This is a genomic window from Sphingobacterium sp. KH_072, assembly GCF_057837975.1.
On the sequence record NZ_CM174457.1, the window covers coordinates 3,056,639 to 3,075,076 of the forward strand.

At 43.3% G+C, this 18,438-nt stretch carries 14 protein-coding genes; 8 read left to right on the forward strand and 6 right to left on the reverse strand.

Features of this window, described 5'->3' with window-relative positions; translation table 11 throughout:
• Window positions 1-44: 44 nt before the first annotated feature.
• Complete coding sequence (locus tag AC3IRT_RS13740; protein WP_489393785.1) at window positions 45-1,328, reverse strand: sensor histidine kinase; 1,284 nt, start codon at window positions 1,326-1,328, stop codon at window positions 45-47.
• A 168-nt stretch (window positions 1,329-1,496) separates the two neighbouring features.
• Here AC3IRT_RS13740 and AC3IRT_RS13745 point away from each other — a divergent pair, with 168 nt between their 5' ends.
• Window positions 1,497-1,802 (forward strand): hypothetical protein, encoded by a 306-nt coding sequence (locus tag AC3IRT_RS13745; protein WP_489393786.1) that lies wholly within the window; start codon window positions 1,497-1,499, stop codon window positions 1,800-1,802.
• A gap of 80 nt (window positions 1,803-1,882) precedes the next feature.
• On the opposite strand, the gene AC3IRT_RS13750 is transcribed toward AC3IRT_RS13745, so the two are convergent.
• The 3 genes from AC3IRT_RS13750 to glmM form a co-directional block, all read right to left on the reverse strand.
• Window positions 1,883-3,310, reverse strand: coding sequence for a RagB/SusD family nutrient uptake outer membrane protein (locus tag AC3IRT_RS13750; protein WP_489393787.1), 1,428 nt, complete (start codon window positions 3,308-3,310; stop codon window positions 1,883-1,885).
• Window positions 3,311-3,333: 23 nt separating this feature from the next.
• Complete coding sequence (locus AC3IRT_RS13755) at window positions 3,334-6,813, reverse strand: SusC/RagA family TonB-linked outer membrane protein (protein ID WP_489393788.1); 3,480 nt, start codon at window positions 6,811-6,813, stop codon at window positions 3,334-3,336.
• Between the two features lie 256 nt (window positions 6,814-7,069).
• A complete protein-coding gene (glmM, locus tag AC3IRT_RS13760; RefSeq protein WP_489393789.1) occupies window positions 7,070-8,455 on the reverse strand; it encodes a phosphoglucosamine mutase in 1,386 nt (461 codons plus the stop codon).
• A 198-nt stretch (window positions 8,456-8,653) separates the two neighbouring features.
• On the opposite strand from glmM, the gene AC3IRT_RS13765 reads away from it, so the two are divergent.
• Window positions 8,654-9,256: a phosphatase PAP2 family protein gene (locus AC3IRT_RS13765; protein WP_489393790.1), complete on the forward strand. Its 603-nt coding sequence runs from the start codon at window positions 8,654-8,656 to the stop codon at window positions 9,254-9,256.
• Entirely contained in the window at window positions 9,253-10,113 is an 861-nt protein-coding gene (locus AC3IRT_RS13770) for a ZIP family metal transporter (RefSeq protein WP_489393791.1), read from the forward strand. Before AC3IRT_RS13765 ends, AC3IRT_RS13770 begins: the two co-directional genes overlap by 4 nt.
• Here AC3IRT_RS13770 and AC3IRT_RS13775 read toward each other — a convergent pair.
• Window positions 10,110-10,574, reverse strand: a complete 465-nt coding sequence (locus tag AC3IRT_RS13775) for a MarR family winged helix-turn-helix transcriptional regulator (RefSeq protein WP_489393792.1) — start codon at window positions 10,572-10,574, stop codon at window positions 10,110-10,112. The genes AC3IRT_RS13770 and AC3IRT_RS13775 overlap by 4 nt on opposite strands.
• Before the next feature lie 100 nt (window positions 10,575-10,674).
• On the opposite strand from AC3IRT_RS13775, the gene AC3IRT_RS13780 reads away from it, so the two are divergent.
• From AC3IRT_RS13780 to AC3IRT_RS13795, 4 genes are all read left to right on the forward strand, one after another.
• Window positions 10,675-10,914 carry a FeoA family protein gene (locus AC3IRT_RS13780; RefSeq protein WP_489393793.1) on the forward strand — a complete coding sequence of 80 codons (240 nt, stop codon included), beginning with the start codon at window positions 10,675-10,677 and terminating at the stop codon, window positions 10,912-10,914.
• Window positions 10,914-13,016: a ferrous iron transport protein B gene (gene feoB, locus AC3IRT_RS13785; protein WP_489393794.1), complete on the forward strand. Its 2,103-nt coding sequence runs from the start codon at window positions 10,914-10,916 to the stop codon at window positions 13,014-13,016. The genes AC3IRT_RS13780 and feoB overlap by 1 nt, the downstream gene beginning before the upstream one ends.
• A 70-nt stretch (window positions 13,017-13,086) precedes the next feature.
• Window positions 13,087-13,176, forward strand: a complete 90-nt coding sequence (locus AC3IRT_RS13790) for a hypothetical protein (protein ID WP_489396135.1) — start codon at window positions 13,087-13,089, stop codon at window positions 13,174-13,176.
• Entirely contained in the window at window positions 13,154-14,614 is a 1,461-nt protein-coding gene (locus AC3IRT_RS13795; protein ID WP_489396136.1) for an amino acid permease, read from the forward strand. The genes AC3IRT_RS13790 and AC3IRT_RS13795 overlap by 23 nt, the downstream gene beginning before the upstream one ends.
• Window positions 14,615-14,865: 251 nt before the next feature.
• On the opposite strand, the gene AC3IRT_RS13800 is transcribed toward AC3IRT_RS13795, so the two are convergent.
• Window positions 14,866-15,504, reverse strand: a complete 639-nt coding sequence (locus tag AC3IRT_RS13800) for a tetratricopeptide repeat protein (protein ID WP_489393795.1) — start codon at window positions 15,502-15,504, stop codon at window positions 14,866-14,868.
• Window positions 15,505-15,834: 330 nt separating this feature from the next.
• Between AC3IRT_RS13800 and lon the strand changes: the two genes are divergently transcribed.
• Window positions 15,835-18,315, forward strand: coding sequence for an endopeptidase La (gene lon, locus AC3IRT_RS13805; RefSeq protein ID WP_489396137.1), 2,481 nt, complete (start codon window positions 15,835-15,837; stop codon window positions 18,313-18,315).
• Window positions 18,316-18,438 lie beyond the last annotated feature (123 nt).

Consider the following 18,438-nt stretch of genomic DNA (forward strand, 5'->3'; position numbering starts at 1 on the left):
CATTTTCTTTGCGAGCTCAAGACTAACCGCTACACTGTATCGCTTTAATTGGGAAGCGGCATCGGGAACCCGACGGTAAACCGACTTCCACGTCCAGGAACACTATCCACTTGAACAATACCATCATTATGTTTAATTAATTCACTACAAAGTAATAGACCAAGACCAGCTCCTGGCTCATTGTCAGTACCAACGGAGCGTTGTTGAATGGTACGGAAGAGATATGCTGCCTGATCTTTTTCCATACCAACTCCATTATCTTTCACATGTATAAATCCGTAGCCCACATCTCTAGACACAGAAATCTTTATAATACCATTGGTATGACTAAATTTTACGGCATTGCTGACCACATTTCGCAAAATAATGGTCAAATGATCCGAATCAACATACAGTGGGAAATACCTATCGACATCTACGATCAGTTTTATTCGCTTGAGGTCACAAGATGATTGAAAAACAGCCATCAAATTATCTACGACATCGGCAACCTGTGTGGTGGTATCAACTTTCGCTTGTCCACGCATGCTGCGGCTACTCCAGCTCAAGATATCGTCGAGCACTTCTTTTTGCTTTGCTATCTGTCTTTGCAACTGTATTATATATTCTTCGGATACCGCGCCGTCTATCACTTGCTGATGTAATAGATGTACCATCCCCTCCAGTGTAGAAAGTGGACTGCGAATGTCGTGTGCAACGATCGAAAATATGCGCTCTTTATCTTGATTAAGAACCTGCAATTTCTGCCTTTGATCTTCGATCAACATCATATTGTTGTAGATGATATTTTTAAAAAAATGAATAGCAATTACAATAAAAAAAAGTGAACCAATGGTATTAATTAGGATTCTACTTCGCGGCACATGATCCATGAGCAATGTATCTACCGGAAAGAGTTTCACGGAAACGATGCCCGCTATTACCAATAGTCCCATAGACCATTGGATGATGCGATTGTCATACAGCAACATACAGACAATCATAATACAGAGCAAAAAATTCTCTCCGCCATTGCCATAGAATAGTGCTCCAAAATAAAAAAACAAAAAATTCACGCCCAAAAGGATGATTTTAGCCAGTTCCAGGCGTTTGTAGTATTGCAGAAATAAAACAGAAAGGCACGAAACCCCGTTCGATGCATTGATCAATGCTAAGAAATAACGATCTTCAAAAAAATTGACTATCGAAAACAGGAACATGGCCGGTATGCATATCATGGTAATCAGATTGACCATGTGTACCCGCTTAACTTCCATATAAGTCATTTGCGGACTCACACCTAGATAGGATAGCATCCGCCAAAGGCGAGAAAACACCGTTTTATTCATAATTTAATCGTGCAAAAATAAATAATATTATGAAACATGATGCATGTAATATTGGCTTCTTAAAAAACTGATATTTAGTTTACATTCTTCTTAAATGGGTTACGGTCGCGATCGGTTCGAGAAAACATATTGGCTGTACGGCCGTTGTATAAAGTAAACTAAGATACCATGAAAAAACAGATCAACATTGATGTCGCTTCATTTTACCAATCGCAATACAAACAGCTCTCGTGGCAGCTTGAAGGTGGCAGTGAATCAGGCACATCGACATTAGAAGAACAGTCCACAGCAGAAAATGCTATTAGCCAAGCGGTAGAAAAGCATTTGCAACAGTTAGGCAAGTCACTGCCAGAATCGGACAGCTTGAGTGATTACGAGATGTCTCTGTCTTTTAGCGAAGACTTAGATAACCAGCAAAAGGAAGAATTCACCGCAGCATTTAATGATTCGAATACGAGAGACGAATCGTATTAGTAGCTGAACGATTCAAACATAAATAATAAGCCAGCGATATCGACATCGCTGGCTTTTATTAATAGTTTATTTTTAATCTGCTAGTTCTGGCTATAACCTGGATTTTGCACTAAAGTAGGATCTACTTGAAACTGAGCTGCCGGTATAGGATAGATAAAAAATTGTTCCTCATTCAGTGTACCATATTTCGTAAGTGCAAGACCCGTACGGCAGTAGTCGAACCACGTTTCTCCCTCAAACATCAATTCCTTTTCTTTTTCCTCTTGGATAGCCACGATATAGGCTTCCAAACTGGTATATGTACCGATTGGCTGTACCACTCCAGCGCGCGTTTGCACAGCTGCTAAAGATTGATATGAAGCGTTGCTCACGGCATTGTCTACGCGCGCTTTCGCCTCAGCATGGATAAGATATATCTCTGCCAAGCGGATTAGTGGAAAGTTTTGCGTGGCTGGCACTAGATTAGGATATTTAGCAATGTACCAACGATCCATAAGACCTGTACGCGTACCCAATCGCACCGTGGCCGCTCTTCTAGTATCTAAAGAATCGTACAAATTGGCCACGAAATTGCCTCTCGCAAAAGTACGGTTACCATCATTATCACCGATCTCATTGGCCCAAGGATTGGTCGCTTGCTCATCAAACTGCAATTCAAAAATAGATTCGGTCGTGTTTTCGGCCTGCCAAATATTGATGTAGTTACTTACCAAACTATATGATCCATTCTGGATCACATCCTCCGAAAGCCGAACCGCTTCGTTGAAATCATTACTGAATTTGGTAGCATGGTATAGGTGTACTTTGGCCAACAAGGCTTTTGCCGCCCAACGATTTGCTCTGCCTTTTTCCGCCAATCCGGAACCTGCCGACAGCGGCAATATCTCCACCGCTCGTGTCAGGTCCTCCATGATCTGCACGTAAAGTTCTTCGGTGTTCGCCTGCGGTGCGAACTCATCATTCTGCTCGCCAGAAGGGGTAAGCTCTAGCGGAACATTACCAAATGCACGAGCAAGAAAGAAATAATGCAGTGCACGAATAAATCTAGCTTCGCCCTCAAATTGATTTTTACGTTCGTCGTTAATTACCGAAGCATCCATTTGCGGCACCATGGCAATAATACCATTTGCCGAATTAATAGTCTGATAGGTCACTTGCCACATATTGGCTAACCAAATATTGGACGGTGGCAGGGGTTGCGGTGTTCCGCCATCAGGATCGATGATACCATGCGTGGAAAAATTTTCAAACTCGGGAAAACTACTCACGTGTCCTAAATGATTGGCCGAGAATTCTGGAATCATCAGGATCGCCTGTCCGTACGAAAAACTGTTCATCATCGAGCGATACATACCGCTGACCGCAGCATTGGCACTCTCTTCCGAAGTAAAAATACTTTCTGGAGAACGTTGTGCTACGGGCATTCGATCTAGGAAATCATTACACGATGTCGCAAAAGTAGTCACTACAACGGCGATGAATAAGAGGATTATATTGCTAATTTTCATAGTGTTCAAAGCTGATGGGTGATTTAAAATGTGATATTAACGCCTGTCGTGAAAATTCGCGGTTGCGGATAACTACCATAATCATAGCCATAAATCAGACCGGTATTGGCACCGCCATGACTAGATGCAACTTCTGGGTCGTAGCCACGGTATTTGGTAAATACAAAGGCATTCTGTACTGTAAAGTACCAGCGAAATCCCTTGGTTCGTAGACGAGAATTCACGGCTTCTGAAAAAGTATATCCTAGGGTAATATTGCGCAGGCGGAAGAATGATCCATCCTCTACAAAACGGTCGGAAATCGTCGCATTATTCAAATCGCCTGGAGACACACGCGGAACATCCGTAATGTCGCCCGGTTGGCGCCATCTGTCTACCCAATCTACCAAACCATTGCTACTATTATTGAAGCCAGATAACGCCGTGAATAAGTTGTAATTGAAGATATCGTTACCATACGAAAACTGTCCCATGATGCTGAGATCGAAATTTTTGTAGTAGAAATTATTAGTAATACCACCAAAAAAGTCGGGATTTGGATCTCCAATGACAGTACGATCGCGGTATTCAGTAGGCAACACGACGTTGCCATCTACTCCACGATAATCGATCATCCCGGTTTGCGGATTGACACCAATTGTTTGCCAGCCAGAAAATGAGCCTAGCGGCAATCCTGGTCTTGCGACGTTCAAGTCGCCCACACCACCCAACATCTCATCGACACCATCTGGCAACGAAATCACTTTATTGCGGTTAAAAGTCATGTTCAGGGAAGTTGTCCAGCGAAATTCACCTACTAAGTTGCGCGAGGTCAACTCAAACTCAAAACCTTTGTTTTCAATCTCCCCAAAATTGGTAAAACGGTTAATAAAACCTAAGCTATGGCGTACGGGCACACTGATTAATAAATCGGAAGTTCGCTTGTAGTAATAATCTGCTAAGACGGATATACGATTATTGAACAAGCCAAAATCAACACCGATGTCGGTTTGTGTGGTAGTTTCCCACTTTAGCTGATTGTCGCCCAAAATATTGGGAATAAAGCCCGGTGAGCCGATGTAATTGTTACCAGCAGAATAAAGCGTGTAACTGGCATAGTTTCCGATATTCTGATTACCAGTTTTACCCCAGCTGGCACGTAGTTTCAGATCGCTCAACGTTTGCGAATCTTTCAAGAAGTCTTCTTGCGAAACACGCCATGCTGCAGCGACGGAAGGAAACACTGCCCAACGATTGTCTGCACCGAAGCGCGACGATCCATCCCAACGCACATTGGCATTTAATATGTATTTATCTTGGAAAACATAGTTTACACGACCAAAACCAGATGCGATTGCCCACTCTTCTGGAAAAGCATTAGCACCAGTAATGATCCCGCCACCTACGATTTGGTTGACATCATTATCTACGAAATTGGATCGCTGTGCATGTACAAACTCTAGACGAGATTCTTGCAGGGAGAAACCCGCTAAAGCATTAATGTGATGATCGTCATACTGCTTATCGAAGGTCAAGGTTGTTTCGTTTATCCATAGCTGATCGCGCGTATTGCGTCGTGCACCCAGACCACGCTGTGCTGTGAATGCGCGCAAACCAGTAGGCGGCATGAAAAATGTTTCGTCGATGAAACTCACATCTACCCCGAAGCGCGTCATCAATGTTAATGATGGAACAAAATTATAATCTACTTGTCCGTTCGCTAAGATCCGAAACGTTTGCGCTTCATTGGTAGGTAGCTCCAACATCGCTACCGGATTTTCGCGTGAAGGGGTCACCTGGTCATATACATACCGACCAGTCTCATCGAAGACCGGCAAGTTCGGCGGCGCTACGAAGCCACTTTTAGTCGCTCCTTCGCGGGAGTTTTCTTCTTGCACGCGTTTGTTCACCGCCCGGGTAATATTTACGGCAGTAGAGAAACGCAGTTTATCATTGTGTTGATGATCGAGATTTAGACGGCCGCTCAAGCGATTAAAATCCGAATACAATAACGTACCACCTTGGCGCATATACCCGACTGAGGTATAATATTGTGTACGATCGCCACCACCTCTGGAAGAGATTTCATAATTGCGTGTTGGTGCGGTACGAAAGATCTCATCTTGCCAATTGGTATTGATATTGGGATTGCTCAGGATCTGACCTGGAATGTTGATCATTGTATCTGGATTAAGCACTTGCGCTTGACGCTGCATCTGCCCGTAGAAATCACGCATGTAATCTTGATACTGCTCGGTATTCATCATGTCATAATAACGCTCGCGCGGGACTTGAGAAAAACCCTCATACATGTTGAAACTAAACTCACTGCCGCCTGCGGTTCCCTTCTTTGTGGTAATCAATACCACACCATTGGCAGCACGTGATCCGTAGATAGAAGACGAAGCGGCATCTTTCAGGATCTCGACCGACTGTACGTCGGACGGGTTGATGGACGACAAGATATTAATCCCTTGTGTACCGCCACCAAAATCAAAGTTAGATCCGCCGGTGAAATTTGTCGTACTATTGACTGGAATTCCATCCACCACATACAAAGGATCCGAACTGGCATTGATAGACGTCGTACCGCGCACGCGGATATTCAATCCACCACCGGGCGATCCAGATTTTTGCGTCACCTGCACACCACCTGCTTTGCCTTGAATCGCTTGCGAGATACTTGGCAGCACTTCATTTTCTATTTCATCGGCGCCAATGCTGGAAACTGCCGTTGGCAGCATTTCTCGGCGCATGGTACCATATCCTACCGCGACGACTTTCACGGATTCAATGGTATTTGTCTCCGGCGTCATGACGACTTGGATATTGGCGCGATCACCCACTGGCTGTCGTACCGGTTGAAAACCTAAGGAGGTGAATTCTAAAACTTGATCACTATTGGCCGCCAATTGAAAACGACCTTCGCTGTCGGTCGATACCGTGGTAGACGTGCCTTGTATTTGTACGCTGACTCCACCGAGTGGGCCTGAAGGGCCAGAAACAACACCGCTTCTTGTGATACCAGCTATAACGGTATCTGTTGCAGCGGTCGTCGTTGTTACAGCCGTGCTATCCGTTGTGCCAGACTGACTGATGATCGCTGTCGTTGTATCTTGTTGCGCAGCCGCAGCACTATCCGCTTGTGCTTCGGCCGCTGATTCGGCTGCGGCAGCCGTTACGGTTAGCGCAATATCTAGTTGCCGTTGATTGTTGACAAACACCTCTTTAACAGCATAAGGAGATTTTAATATCATTAGCGCTCCGTTCGGGTTAGCATCAATCTTATATTCTCCAGCTTCGTTGGATGTCACGGTATTGGAAGTGCCCTTTTCGGTGATGACGGCTCCCGAAACAGCCATACCAACGGAGTCGGTTATCTTACCCTGTACTTGAATGGAGTCTGCCAAATCAGCAACTCTGACTGGCGATAAGGTGTTCGCTTGTAGCGCATTGACCGCCCACACGAAAAGGCAGGTCAATAGAATGGTGTAATAGCTGTGCTTCGCCATGAGTCTCTTCATAATGTGTATTGCATGTCTGAACGGAGGTGGTAATTGGTATCGCTACTTTCTTATCCCCAAACATCCATATGGATGCTCAGATGCCCTCTGGAATATATCTAAATTGTTACGTTAGTGTGTTTTTCTACCATTAAACCAACTACCGACAACTTTGTTTGAAATATTAACATAAAAAAAACATCCGAACCGAGCAATAGATGCTCGGTTCGGATGTTATATAAGGAGTCGCGTTATAACATACGACTACACGGCAAACCTAATACGCAATAATAGCTTGTATTTCGTGTATGATTTTTTGTGCGATGGCTTGTGCCGCTTCAGGCGTAGCTCCTTCGCTGTAAATACGAATTATAGGCTCTGTATTGGATTTACGTAAATGCACCCACTCTTGCTCAAAGTCGATCTTCAATCCGTCGATCGTGCTATGCGTTTCATGTGCGTATTTTTCTTGCATCTTTACTAATAGCCCATCAATATCAAGTCCCGGTGTCAGGGTGATTTTATTTTTGGACATAAAGTATTGTGGCAATGAAGCACGGTAAGCAGAAGGTTTTTGCTTTAAATTGGCCAAGTGCGTTAGGAATAGCGCTACGCCGACTAAGGCATCACGGCCGTAGTGCGAATCTGGGTAAATAATACCGCCATTGCCTTCGCCTCCAATCACCGCTTTTACTTCCTTCATCTTGGTGACTACGTTGACCTCGCCAACAGCAGCCGCAAAATATTGGCCACCATGACGCAGCGTGACATCTCGTAAGGCACGTGTGGAGGATAAATTGGATACGGTATTGCCTGATTGCTGCGACAAGATATAATCTGCCACCGCTACTAAAGTGTATTCTTCTCCAAACAGCTCGCCATCTTCCATCATAAACACCAGACGATCTACATCTGGATCCACAGCAATACCTAAGTCTGCCTTATTGTCAATCACGGCCTGCGAAAGATCAATCAAATGCTCTTTTAACGGTTCCGGATTGTGTGGAAACGCGCCGTTTGGGGTACAATGAATCGGATATATGGTATTTACGCCTAATGCTTCTAATAAGGCTGGGATATAGATACCACCGGAGCTATTCACCGCATCGACGGCTACTTTAAAATTGGCTTGGCGGATCGCTGCTGCATCTACCAATGGTAAAGCTAATACGGCATCAATATGTTTTTGCAAATAACTATCATCTGCCCGTACCTGACCTAACTGGTTATATTCTGCAAAGTCAAACTCCAAACTTTCACCCAAAGCCAGTACTTCTTGCCCTTCTACATCGCTAATAAATTCGCCTTGCGCATTTAACAACTTCAACGCGTTCCATTGACCAGGATTATGTGAAGCAGTCAGGATGATGCCGCCTGCGGCGGATTCCAATGGCACGGCCAATTCAACGGTCGGTGTCGTAGACAAACCAAGATCTACCACATCTACACCAATACTTTGCAAAGTACCGATCACCAACCTTGCGACCATATCGCCCGATACGCGGGCATCTCTGCCGACTACAATCGTACGAGATGTACTATTCTGAGTAATGATTTTGCCAAAAGCCGCTGTAAACTTTACAATATCTATGGGAGTCAGATTATCGCCAGCTCTGCCACCGATAGTACCTCTAATTCCCGATATAGACTTTATTAATGTCATACGCTTTAAAATAAGTTTTAGGGCTAAAATACACGAAATAATCCGGCAAATTGAAATTTAAATTTTGAAATCCAGATTGTCGGAGTATCTTTGTCGCAACATTGTTTCATTTAACAGCAAGAAGGTAATTGCATTGAAATATTTTATAGATTTGGAGTCCTTAAAGATCCAGCAACCATCTGTGAAATTTTTATCATTATGCTTGAAAGAATTATACAAATAGATCAGGAAATTTTTCTGATGTTTAATCAGGGCGCTAGCAATGCGATTTTCGATTGGTTATTACCAATTCTTCGAAATCCGTTTACTTGGGCTCCACTTTACCTTTTTCTGGTTATATTTTTCATTAAACACTACGGTAAGGTCGGTATCCTGATCGTCGCAGTGACTTTGGTAAACTTTGGCGTATCTGATGGCGTATCGTCGCACTTGATCAAGAAAACGGTCAAACGGGTGCGTCCATGTAATGATGAAACATTCAAACAGAATATTAATCTGAGAGTACGATGTAGTGGCGGTTATAGCTTTACATCCTCTCATGCCACCAATCACTTTGCGATGGCATTCTTCTGGATCGTGCTATTTCGCCGACGCTGGAAGCATGTTTTTTGGCTGGGCTTCTTGTGGGCATTTATGATTTCTATTTCTCAGGTATATGTAGGCGTACATTACCCGTTAGATATTCTGTTTGGTGCCTTGTTAGGTACAGGCATTGGCGTGCTCAATGGCTATCTCTTTCATCGGTTTTTTCCAAACCTTCTTACGCCTAAACAGCAAAATACAGTAACAACATCAATATGAGTCCGGCATCGATTATCTCTATTCTTTTTATTTCGGCCTTTACGGCTGGTATCAGTGTGTTTTTCGTCAAACGAGACAATGCACAGTTTCTAAAACTGATACTATCCTTTAGTGGTGCATACTTGTTTGCCATCACGGTATTACATTTAATACCACATGCTTATTTAGGTGGCCAAACGGATCCGGAGATTATCGGGCTTTATATTTTGGGTGGTTTTATCTTCCAACTGCTCTTGGAGCAGTTCTCGCAGGGCATTGAGCATGGCCATATCCATCAGCATGATTACAAGGTATTTCCATTAGGGATCTTGATTAGCTTGTGCTTACATGCCTTTCTGGAGGGAATGCCATTAGTGGCAGGCCATCAAACGCAATTAGTATTTGGTATTGCGATACATCATATACCTGCCGCTTTTGCTTTGGGTAGCTTATTGCTCAACACCAATTTGTCGAAAACAAAGATTATGGTGTACATCGGTATTTTCGCTGCCATGACACCACTTGGATTTATGACGAGTAATACGATCAGCGCGGGCGGTGCGGGTGAGATTTCACAGCATTTCGACAAGCTGATGGCGATTGTGATTGGTATATTTTTGCATATTTCCACCACGATATTGTTTGAATCTGGCTCAGCCGATCATCACAAATTCAATCGTAAAAAACTGATCGCCATCGTATTGGGCATACTGGTATCGTTAGCCAATTTCTTATTTGATGGGCACGATCATTCCCACCCTGACCATGGTGAACATCAGCACGAGCACCATAATCATGATGCGCATTCGCATGATCACCCTGAGCATAGTGACGGTCACGATCATAAGCATGACGAAGAGCACAGTCATCCGCACTAAGCCGAATCCTTGCCCCGAAACTTATCTAGTAACTTATTGAGTTCCATGCATTGCTTTTCCGTAATATTCTGGGGAAGTACGTCGGCAAGCATCATCTGATTTTCCATATCTTCGAGCAGATCTAAGCCTTTTTGCGTAATCAGCAAATCCACTGCTCTCTTATCTTGGTCGCACGAGGTGCGCGATACCAGATCTTTGGCAATAATGCGATCAATCAATCGGGAGATATCCGAAGTCTTAGTTAGCATACGTTCGCGTAACAAAGAATTCTTAACTGGCAACGGATATTGCCCACGCAAAATACGCAGTACATTAAACTGCTGCAAGGTAAGATCATGCTTACTCGCACGCTCCTCCAACAGATTGGTCAACCAGTTGTGTGTATACACGATGTTGATGGTAGCCTTATGCCATTCACTACTGAACTTCTTCGCTTGAATCTTATCTTCCAATCTTGCCATAGTTAAAATGTTTATGCGTGATTTAAAATAGCAAATAGTGGGCAATTATTTATATTTGCACAGGTAGTCTGTCATTCACGAAGTACTAAAATAGCAAAAAATGCAAGACAATGTGAATCTGGGAAATTTAAATTCTGGAGAAAAAGCAAAAATAAGTCAGTTGGATACCGAGTCTTTACCCGCTAAATTTTATGAGTTGGGCTTCGTACCGGGTGCGCTGGTAGAAATAAAACACAAAGCCCCATTTCACGGCCCTATCTGTATCAATATCATCGCAAATAATACACTAATCGCGCTACGCAAATCGGAAGCGCTACGCATTACGGCAGAAAGAATATAATGAAGAGAAAAATCATCGCGTTACTTGGGAATCCAAACGTAGGGAAAACTTCTCTATTCAATCGATTGACCAAATTAAATCAAAAAGTCGGCAATTACCCGGGTGTCACCGTTGAGAAACGAGAAGGTACACTGGTATATCAAGACAAAAAATATCACATCGTAGATCTTCCAGGCACGTATACCATTTATCCCAACTCGTTGGATGAAGAAGTGGTCTATGATACGCTTTCCGACGCAAAAGGATCGTATTACCCCGACTTAGTCGTGGTGGTGGCCGAACCAGCTACGTTGAAACGTGCTATCGTACTCTATCAGCAAGTTAGAGAAATGGGATTGCCAGCCATTTTTGTGCTGAATATGGTCGATGAAATGATCGAGAAAGGTATTAGCATTGATTTTGATGCATTGCGGCAGCTACTTCGCACCGAAATATATCAAACGAATGCACGTACCGGAAAAGGTATTCAAGAATTGATCTCCGGGCTGGACAACGAACCTTCGCTGTACATCAGTTCTTTTCAAGTGCCTGAAAAATATGCGACTGCGTTGGCAGAAGCGAAGCGTCTATTTCCGCTGGCCAAAGAATATAGCACGTGGCTCAATCTGGCTCAGGAGAATTCGAAAGCGCTGACCAACGATCAAAGAGCAGCTGTACTTAACATCCGGCAGCAACATGCGATCACGCCACAACAACTGCAGCGAGATGAATCCTTGGTTCGTAGTCAAGAACTCGACCGCGCATTAGAGCAGATCGTGATTCGTGGCGAAAGCAGTGCATTGAAGACAACAGCGAAAATCGACCGATTCTTAATGCATCCATTGGTGGGATATGCTATTTTCTTAGGCGTATTGCTACTGATCTTCCAAGCGATATTTGCTTGGTCGGCCCCATTAATGGATTGGATCGACACCACCTTCAGCGACTTAGCGGCATACCTTAGTACACAATTTCCCGAAGGACCACTCACCTCTTTGCTCACCGACGGTATCGTGACTGGTATCGGCGGTATTGTCATTTTCCTGCCTCAGATTGTGATCTTATTTATCTTCATCTCCTTAATGGAGGAAACGGGCTATATGAGTCGGATTGTATTTCTGATGGATCGCTGGCTTCGACCATTTGGTCTGAATGGCAAATCGGTGATTCCACTGATGTCTGGAGCGGCCTGCGCTATACCAGCTGTGATGTCGGCTCGTAATATTGAGAATCCGAAAGAACGTTTGCTGACGATGTTGGTGACACCGTTTATGACTTGCTCGGCACGACTACCGATTTACATTGTGATTATCGGTTTGGTGATTCCCGAAGCCACTTTCTTAGGCTTCAACATACAAGGATTGGTGCTTTTCGGCTTATACATCTTAGGAATCGTTAGTGCACTCGCCTCGGCTTGGATACTAAATATTTTCATTAAAAGTGTGCATAAGAGCTACTTGGTCTTTGAAATCCCGACCTACAAAATTCCAGATTGGAAAAATGTAGTCACGAATGTGTGGGAAAAATCATCGGGCTTCTTGATTGGTGCCGGTAAAATCATCTTGGCTATCTCCATTATCCTTTGGGTGTTAGGAAACTTTGGGCCAAACGATCGCTTTTACGATGCGGAAACGTATGTGACCACAGAGCAGCCCACATTGGAAGGCGATGAACTGGAGACGGCTGTTGCTTCTTATCAATTAGAACATTCGTTCTTGGGATATATTGGTATGGGAATCGAACCCATCGTGCGCCCGTTGGGTTACGATTGGAAAATGGGAATTGGCTTAATTTCTTCTTTTGCGGCTCGCGAAGTATTCGTGGGTACGATGGCGGTGGTGTATAGCTTGGGCGACGACGTGGACATCGAAGATGACGGCCAACGTACCACCTTGTTTGAGCGGATGAAAAACGAAACCAACCGTAACACGGGCCGACCAGCCTACAACTTCGCTTCGGGGATCTCCTTATTACTTTTCTACGCTTTCGCGATGCAATGTATGGCTACCATTGCGGTAGTAAAAAAGGAAACAGGCTCGTGGAAATGGACGCTGATACAACTTGGTTTTATGACAGGACTTGCTTATATTGCAGCATTAGTTGCCTATCAACTACTAAAATAAGGACCAACTCTTATTATCAATGATCGTACAATACATCATCATCGGCATCTTATTTCTCCTTGCTATTGCAATGGTTATTAAGCATGTATTCCCTAAAAAGTCTACAGACGCGGGCTGCGGTGGGAATTGTAAGTGCGATGCGAGACTACAGAAGAAATAGCGAACCAATCGTGCAAGAACAAAACGACAACCAGCTTAAGCGTGGCTTAAGCAATCGCCATATCCAATTAATAGCGCTCGGTGGAGCAATCGGAACAGGCTTATTTTTAGGTGTTGGCCAAGCGGCCATACTGGCAGGACCTGCCGTGATTTTAGGTTACGGTATTGCCGGAATTATCGCCTTCCTGATTATGCGTCAGCTCGGTGAAATGGTCGTACATGAGCCCGTATCAGGCTCTTTTAGTTATTTTGCGAATCGTTATTGGGGATCTTTTGCTGGATTTGCTTCTGGCTGGAATTATTGGATACTCTACATTCTAGTTAGTATGGCGGAACTGACTGCCATTGGTAAGTACATGAATTATTGGTGGCCTGAGCTGCCGTTATGGGTTTCCAGCTTGGTATTTTTTGTGATTATTAATCTAATCAACTTGGCTTCTGTCAAGATTTATGGTGAAACCGAATTCTGGTTTTCCATCATAAAAGTAATCGCCATTATTGGCATGATTCTCTTTGGTTCTTACTTACTGATTAGTGGTACAGGTGGCGATCAAGCATCGATCAGCAACTTGTATCAGGATGGTGGATTTTTTCCGAAGGGACTGATTGCGCAATTGCCTGACGGCTCGTATGAAGGTTTGTTGGTGGCGCTCGTGGTGATTATGTTCTCGTTTGGCGGACTAGAATTAGTCGGCATTACGGCGGCGGAAGCTGAAAATCCAGAAAAAAACATTCCGAAAGCGACTAATCAGGTTTTATTTCGGATCTTGATCTTTTACATTGGCGCCTTAATCATTTTATTCTCGTTGCTTCCTTGGCAGCAGATCGACCGGGATACAAGTCCATTTGTCACCGTTTTCGCCTCGCTGGACGCTATGAAATTCAACTTTTTTGGTATGACGGTGTCCTTTTCTAATTTGATCGCGAATGCGTTGAATCTAATCGTACTCACAGCAGCTTTATCTGTCTACAATAGCTGCGTATACAGCAATTCGCGCATGCTCTTTGGCTTAGCTAAGCAAGGCAATGCCCCACAGTTCCTCACCAAGCTAAACAAGAGCCACTCTCCTATCAATGCGATTCTTGTGTCGGCTATTTTTGTAGCGGTTACGGTGCTGATCAATAAATTGATACCTGAGCAGGCATTGGAGATCTTGATGTCCTTGGTGGTTTCGGCGCTAGTCATTAATTGGATCATGATTACCTTAACGCATATCTTTTTCCGCAAGGAAATGAAAAAGCAAAAGACAGTTACTAAGTTCCCAACCATTCTATATCCGTTTACCAATTACCTTTCATTGGTGTTCCTTTGTGGTGTATTGGTGATGATGTGTTTCACGGTGTTCAAAATCTCGGTGTTGCTGATGCCAGTATGGATTCTGATACTGTGGGTTTGCTATCGCTTCATCGTGCAAAGGAAGGTGAAAGCGCAGCAGTAGTTTTTTTTAGATTTTCCGTCATCGCGCGCAGGTACGACAACGCGATCTATATCCTTTTGAGTTCAGAAAGTTAATAGAGTTCAGAGCGTTGACACTTCAAATATTTCCGTAACAACTTAATTTACAACATAATCCAAAGATTGCGAAGCCTCGTGCCTCGGGTTCGCAAAGACATCGCAAAGAAAAAGTGCCTGATGTGAAACATCGAGGCACTTTAACGTTTATTGGATTTTAATTGTTGACTGGTTGATCTATTTCAAGTTGTCGCGATATACTTTCGCTTTTTTCAATTCCGTTTGGATGTCCTTGCGGGATGCATCAAACGTCAATACTTTCTCGAAATCTGTTACTGCTTTATTGTATGATTCTGTTGCAACTGCTTTGTTGTAACCAGCACCTGAATTCCCTTTCAAAATACCCAAGTCACGGTAAGCAGTACCTCTATTTTGGTACAATTTAGCGTCTTGTGCATCCATCGAGATCGCTTTTGTATAATCAGCAATTGCTGATTCTAACAAAGCCTGACGTTGTTTAGCGTCAATTTTTGATTCTGTATTTACTGCTACCGCATTATTTGCTTTTGCTTTGTAGTAATAAGCAGACGTATTTTTAGGGTTTAGTGCCACTACTTTCGTAAAAGAGTCTGCTGCTTTCTTAAAATCTCCGTTTTGGAAAAGCGCATATCCTAAAAGATAGTGTACATCTGCATCAGCAGCTTCTGCTGGCATTGATTTTTGCAAATGCGTAATTGCCGTTTTAAAATCACCTCCCATTAGGGCTTTTTCGCCCGCACGTACATTCGGGTTTTTATGTTCTGCCTGCTGCGCTTCCGCCGAGTAAACAGATAACGCAAGCGCTAAGGCTGCCATTCCAACTTTTAATTTTCTCATATTCAATCACTTAACTTTAGTTACAAAACATTTTTAAATAAATCCCCTGTATGGAGTAAAAATGAATTAAATAGTTTAATTCTACAATCAATATTTATAAACATTTCCACATTCCATCCATTGGGCATTCCGCCAAACAGCTCACTTACGTCAATACGTCTGACATTAATCAGAACAAAACTGACGTAATTGCAGTTATTCCAGAGGGTGTAAGCATAAATAGTACCAAAATAAACTTTGGCACTTGGGTTGCACCATTTGCATTTTATCATTTAAAATTCGTAGCGGCATTTTTGTATAGACAAGATGTCAGCAAGCGTAAGCTATTATATGAGCAAAGACAATACTTTCGATTTCAATAACGTACTACCTATTATAAACGAAGAAACAGAGTTTTTCCCGCTTCTAAGTCAAGAAGATGAGGAAGAGATGAGTAATGCTGACATTCCAGAAGTACTACCTATTCTTCCATTGCGAAATACTGTTTTATTTCCGGGGGTCGTGATACCCATCACCGTAGGTCGCGATAAGTCCATCAAATTAATCAAAGAAGCATACAAAGGCGATCGTACGATTGGGGTGGTTTCTCAAAAAGATATGACGATCGAAGATCCAATCTTTGAGGAATTGAATAACGTGGGTACCGTAGCCAACATCATTAAATTGCTACAGATGCCGGATGGCAATACCACCGTGATTATTCAGGGCAAGCAACGTTTCAAACTGAATGCAGTGGTGCAGACAGACCCTTATATGCTGGCGCAGGTAGAGCGCTACGATGAGGAAAAGCCGAAAACCAGTAGCAAGGAATTCAAGGCGTTGATTTCCTCGATCAAAGAATTGGCGCAGCAGATTATTCAACTATCTCCTAATTTGCCTAGCGAAGCAGGAATAGCGATCAAAAACATCGATAGCCCGACATTTTTGGTGAATTTCATCTCGTCCAATCTTTCTTTGGAGCTTACTAGTAAGCAAGAATTGTTGGAGAAAGTAGATTTCGTAAAGCGTGCCAAGTTACTTTTAGAGCATTTGACTACCGAGATCCAGATGCTGGAATTGAAGAATCAGATTCAGAATAAAGTACGCGTAGATCTAGATAAACAACAACGGGATTACTTTTTGCACCAGCAACTAAAAACTATTCAGGAAGAATTAGGTGGTAACACGCCCGATTTGGAAATAGACAGCTTGCGGACGCGTTCTAAAACCAAGAAATGGCCAAAGGATGTCGGTACACACTTTGATAAAGAATTGGAAAAGCTGGCTCGTATCAACCCGGCAGCAGCAGATTATTCGGTTCAGCTCAATTATTTAGAGCTGTTGCTAGATCTGCCTTGGCAAAGCTATACGAAAGATAATTTTGATTTGGCTCGGGCCGAAAAAACATTGGACAAAGATCATTACGGCCTAGAAAAGGTGAAGCAACGTATTGTGGAATACTTGGCGGTCTTGAAATTGAAAAATGACATGAAAGCGCCGATCTTGTGTTTAGTAGGCCCTCCGGGAGTCGGAAAAACTTCTTTAGGTAAATCTATTGCCAAAGCGCTCGGCCGTAAATATACGCGTATGGCTCTAGGTGGCGTGCGCGACGAAGCGGAAATTCGTGGACACCGCAAAACGTACATTGGCGCTATGCCCGGTCGTATTATTCAATCACTGAAAAAAGCAGGATCATCCAATCCCGTTTTTGTATTGGATGAGATCGATAAAATCGGATCTGATTTCAAAGGAGACCCTTCATCTGCACTATTGGAGGTTTTGGATCCAGAGCAAAACACCAATTTCTACGATCACTATGTAGAAATGGAATACGACCTTTCTAAAGTCATGTTTATTGCTACTGCCAACTCTTTAAGCAGCATCCAGCCAGCCTTATTGGATCGGATGGAGATTATTGAAGTGAATGGCTACACGATCGAAGAGAAAGTGGAGATTGGCAAGAAACATTTGTTGCCAAAACAACGTGAAATGCATGGCCTAAAAACCAAAGACATCTCGCTTAATGCGAAAAGCATTGAAAAAATCATAGACGAGTACACGCGCGAATCAGGCGTACGTGGTTTGGAAAAAAAGATTGGTAGCGTGGTACGCGGTATTGCGACGAAGATCGTGATGGAAAAACCGTATCAATCCAGTATTTCGGCTACGCAGGTAGAGGAAATACTAGGAGCACCGATCTTTGATAAAGATCTTTATGAGGACAACAATATTGCTGGTGTGGTGACTGGATTGGCATGGACGGCTGTGGGTGGCGATATTCTGTACATAGAATCAAGCTTGAGCCGTGGAAAAGGTAAGTTGAGCCTTACCGGAAATTTGGGTGATGTGATGAAAGAATCCGCGGCCATTGCTATGGCTTATTTGCGCTCGCATGCAGAAGATTTTGGCATTGATTACCGCATCTTCGATGAATGGGATGTGAATATACACGTGCCTGCTGGTGCTACTCCGAAAGATGGACCTTCGGCCGGGGTTACGATGTTGACTGCGTTGACTTCTTTATTCACGCAGCGGAAGATTCGTGCGAATCTAGCTATGACGGGCGAGATCACCTTGCGTGGCAAAGTATTGCCTGTCGGTGGTATTAAAGAGAAGATTTTAGCCGCGAAACGTTCTAATATCGATACCATCATCTTGTGTAAATCCAATGAGAAAGATATCTTGGAGATCAAGGAAGATTATATCAAAAACATGAAATTCTACTATGTGAAAGATATGCGTGAGGTAATACAGCTTGCGCTGCTTGACGAAAAAGTAAAAGGTGCAAAAGACCTGACGTACGTTGGTCAGGATCATAGCAAGAAATCTTAATACCAAAACAATATTAGGTAAAAGACTCAGCGCGTGCGCTGGGTCTTTTTTGTTGTTATTCGCCCCGTTATAATATGCTGTAGAAGCCGTGGTTGTGAACCTGAGTAACGAAGGTGTGGCAAT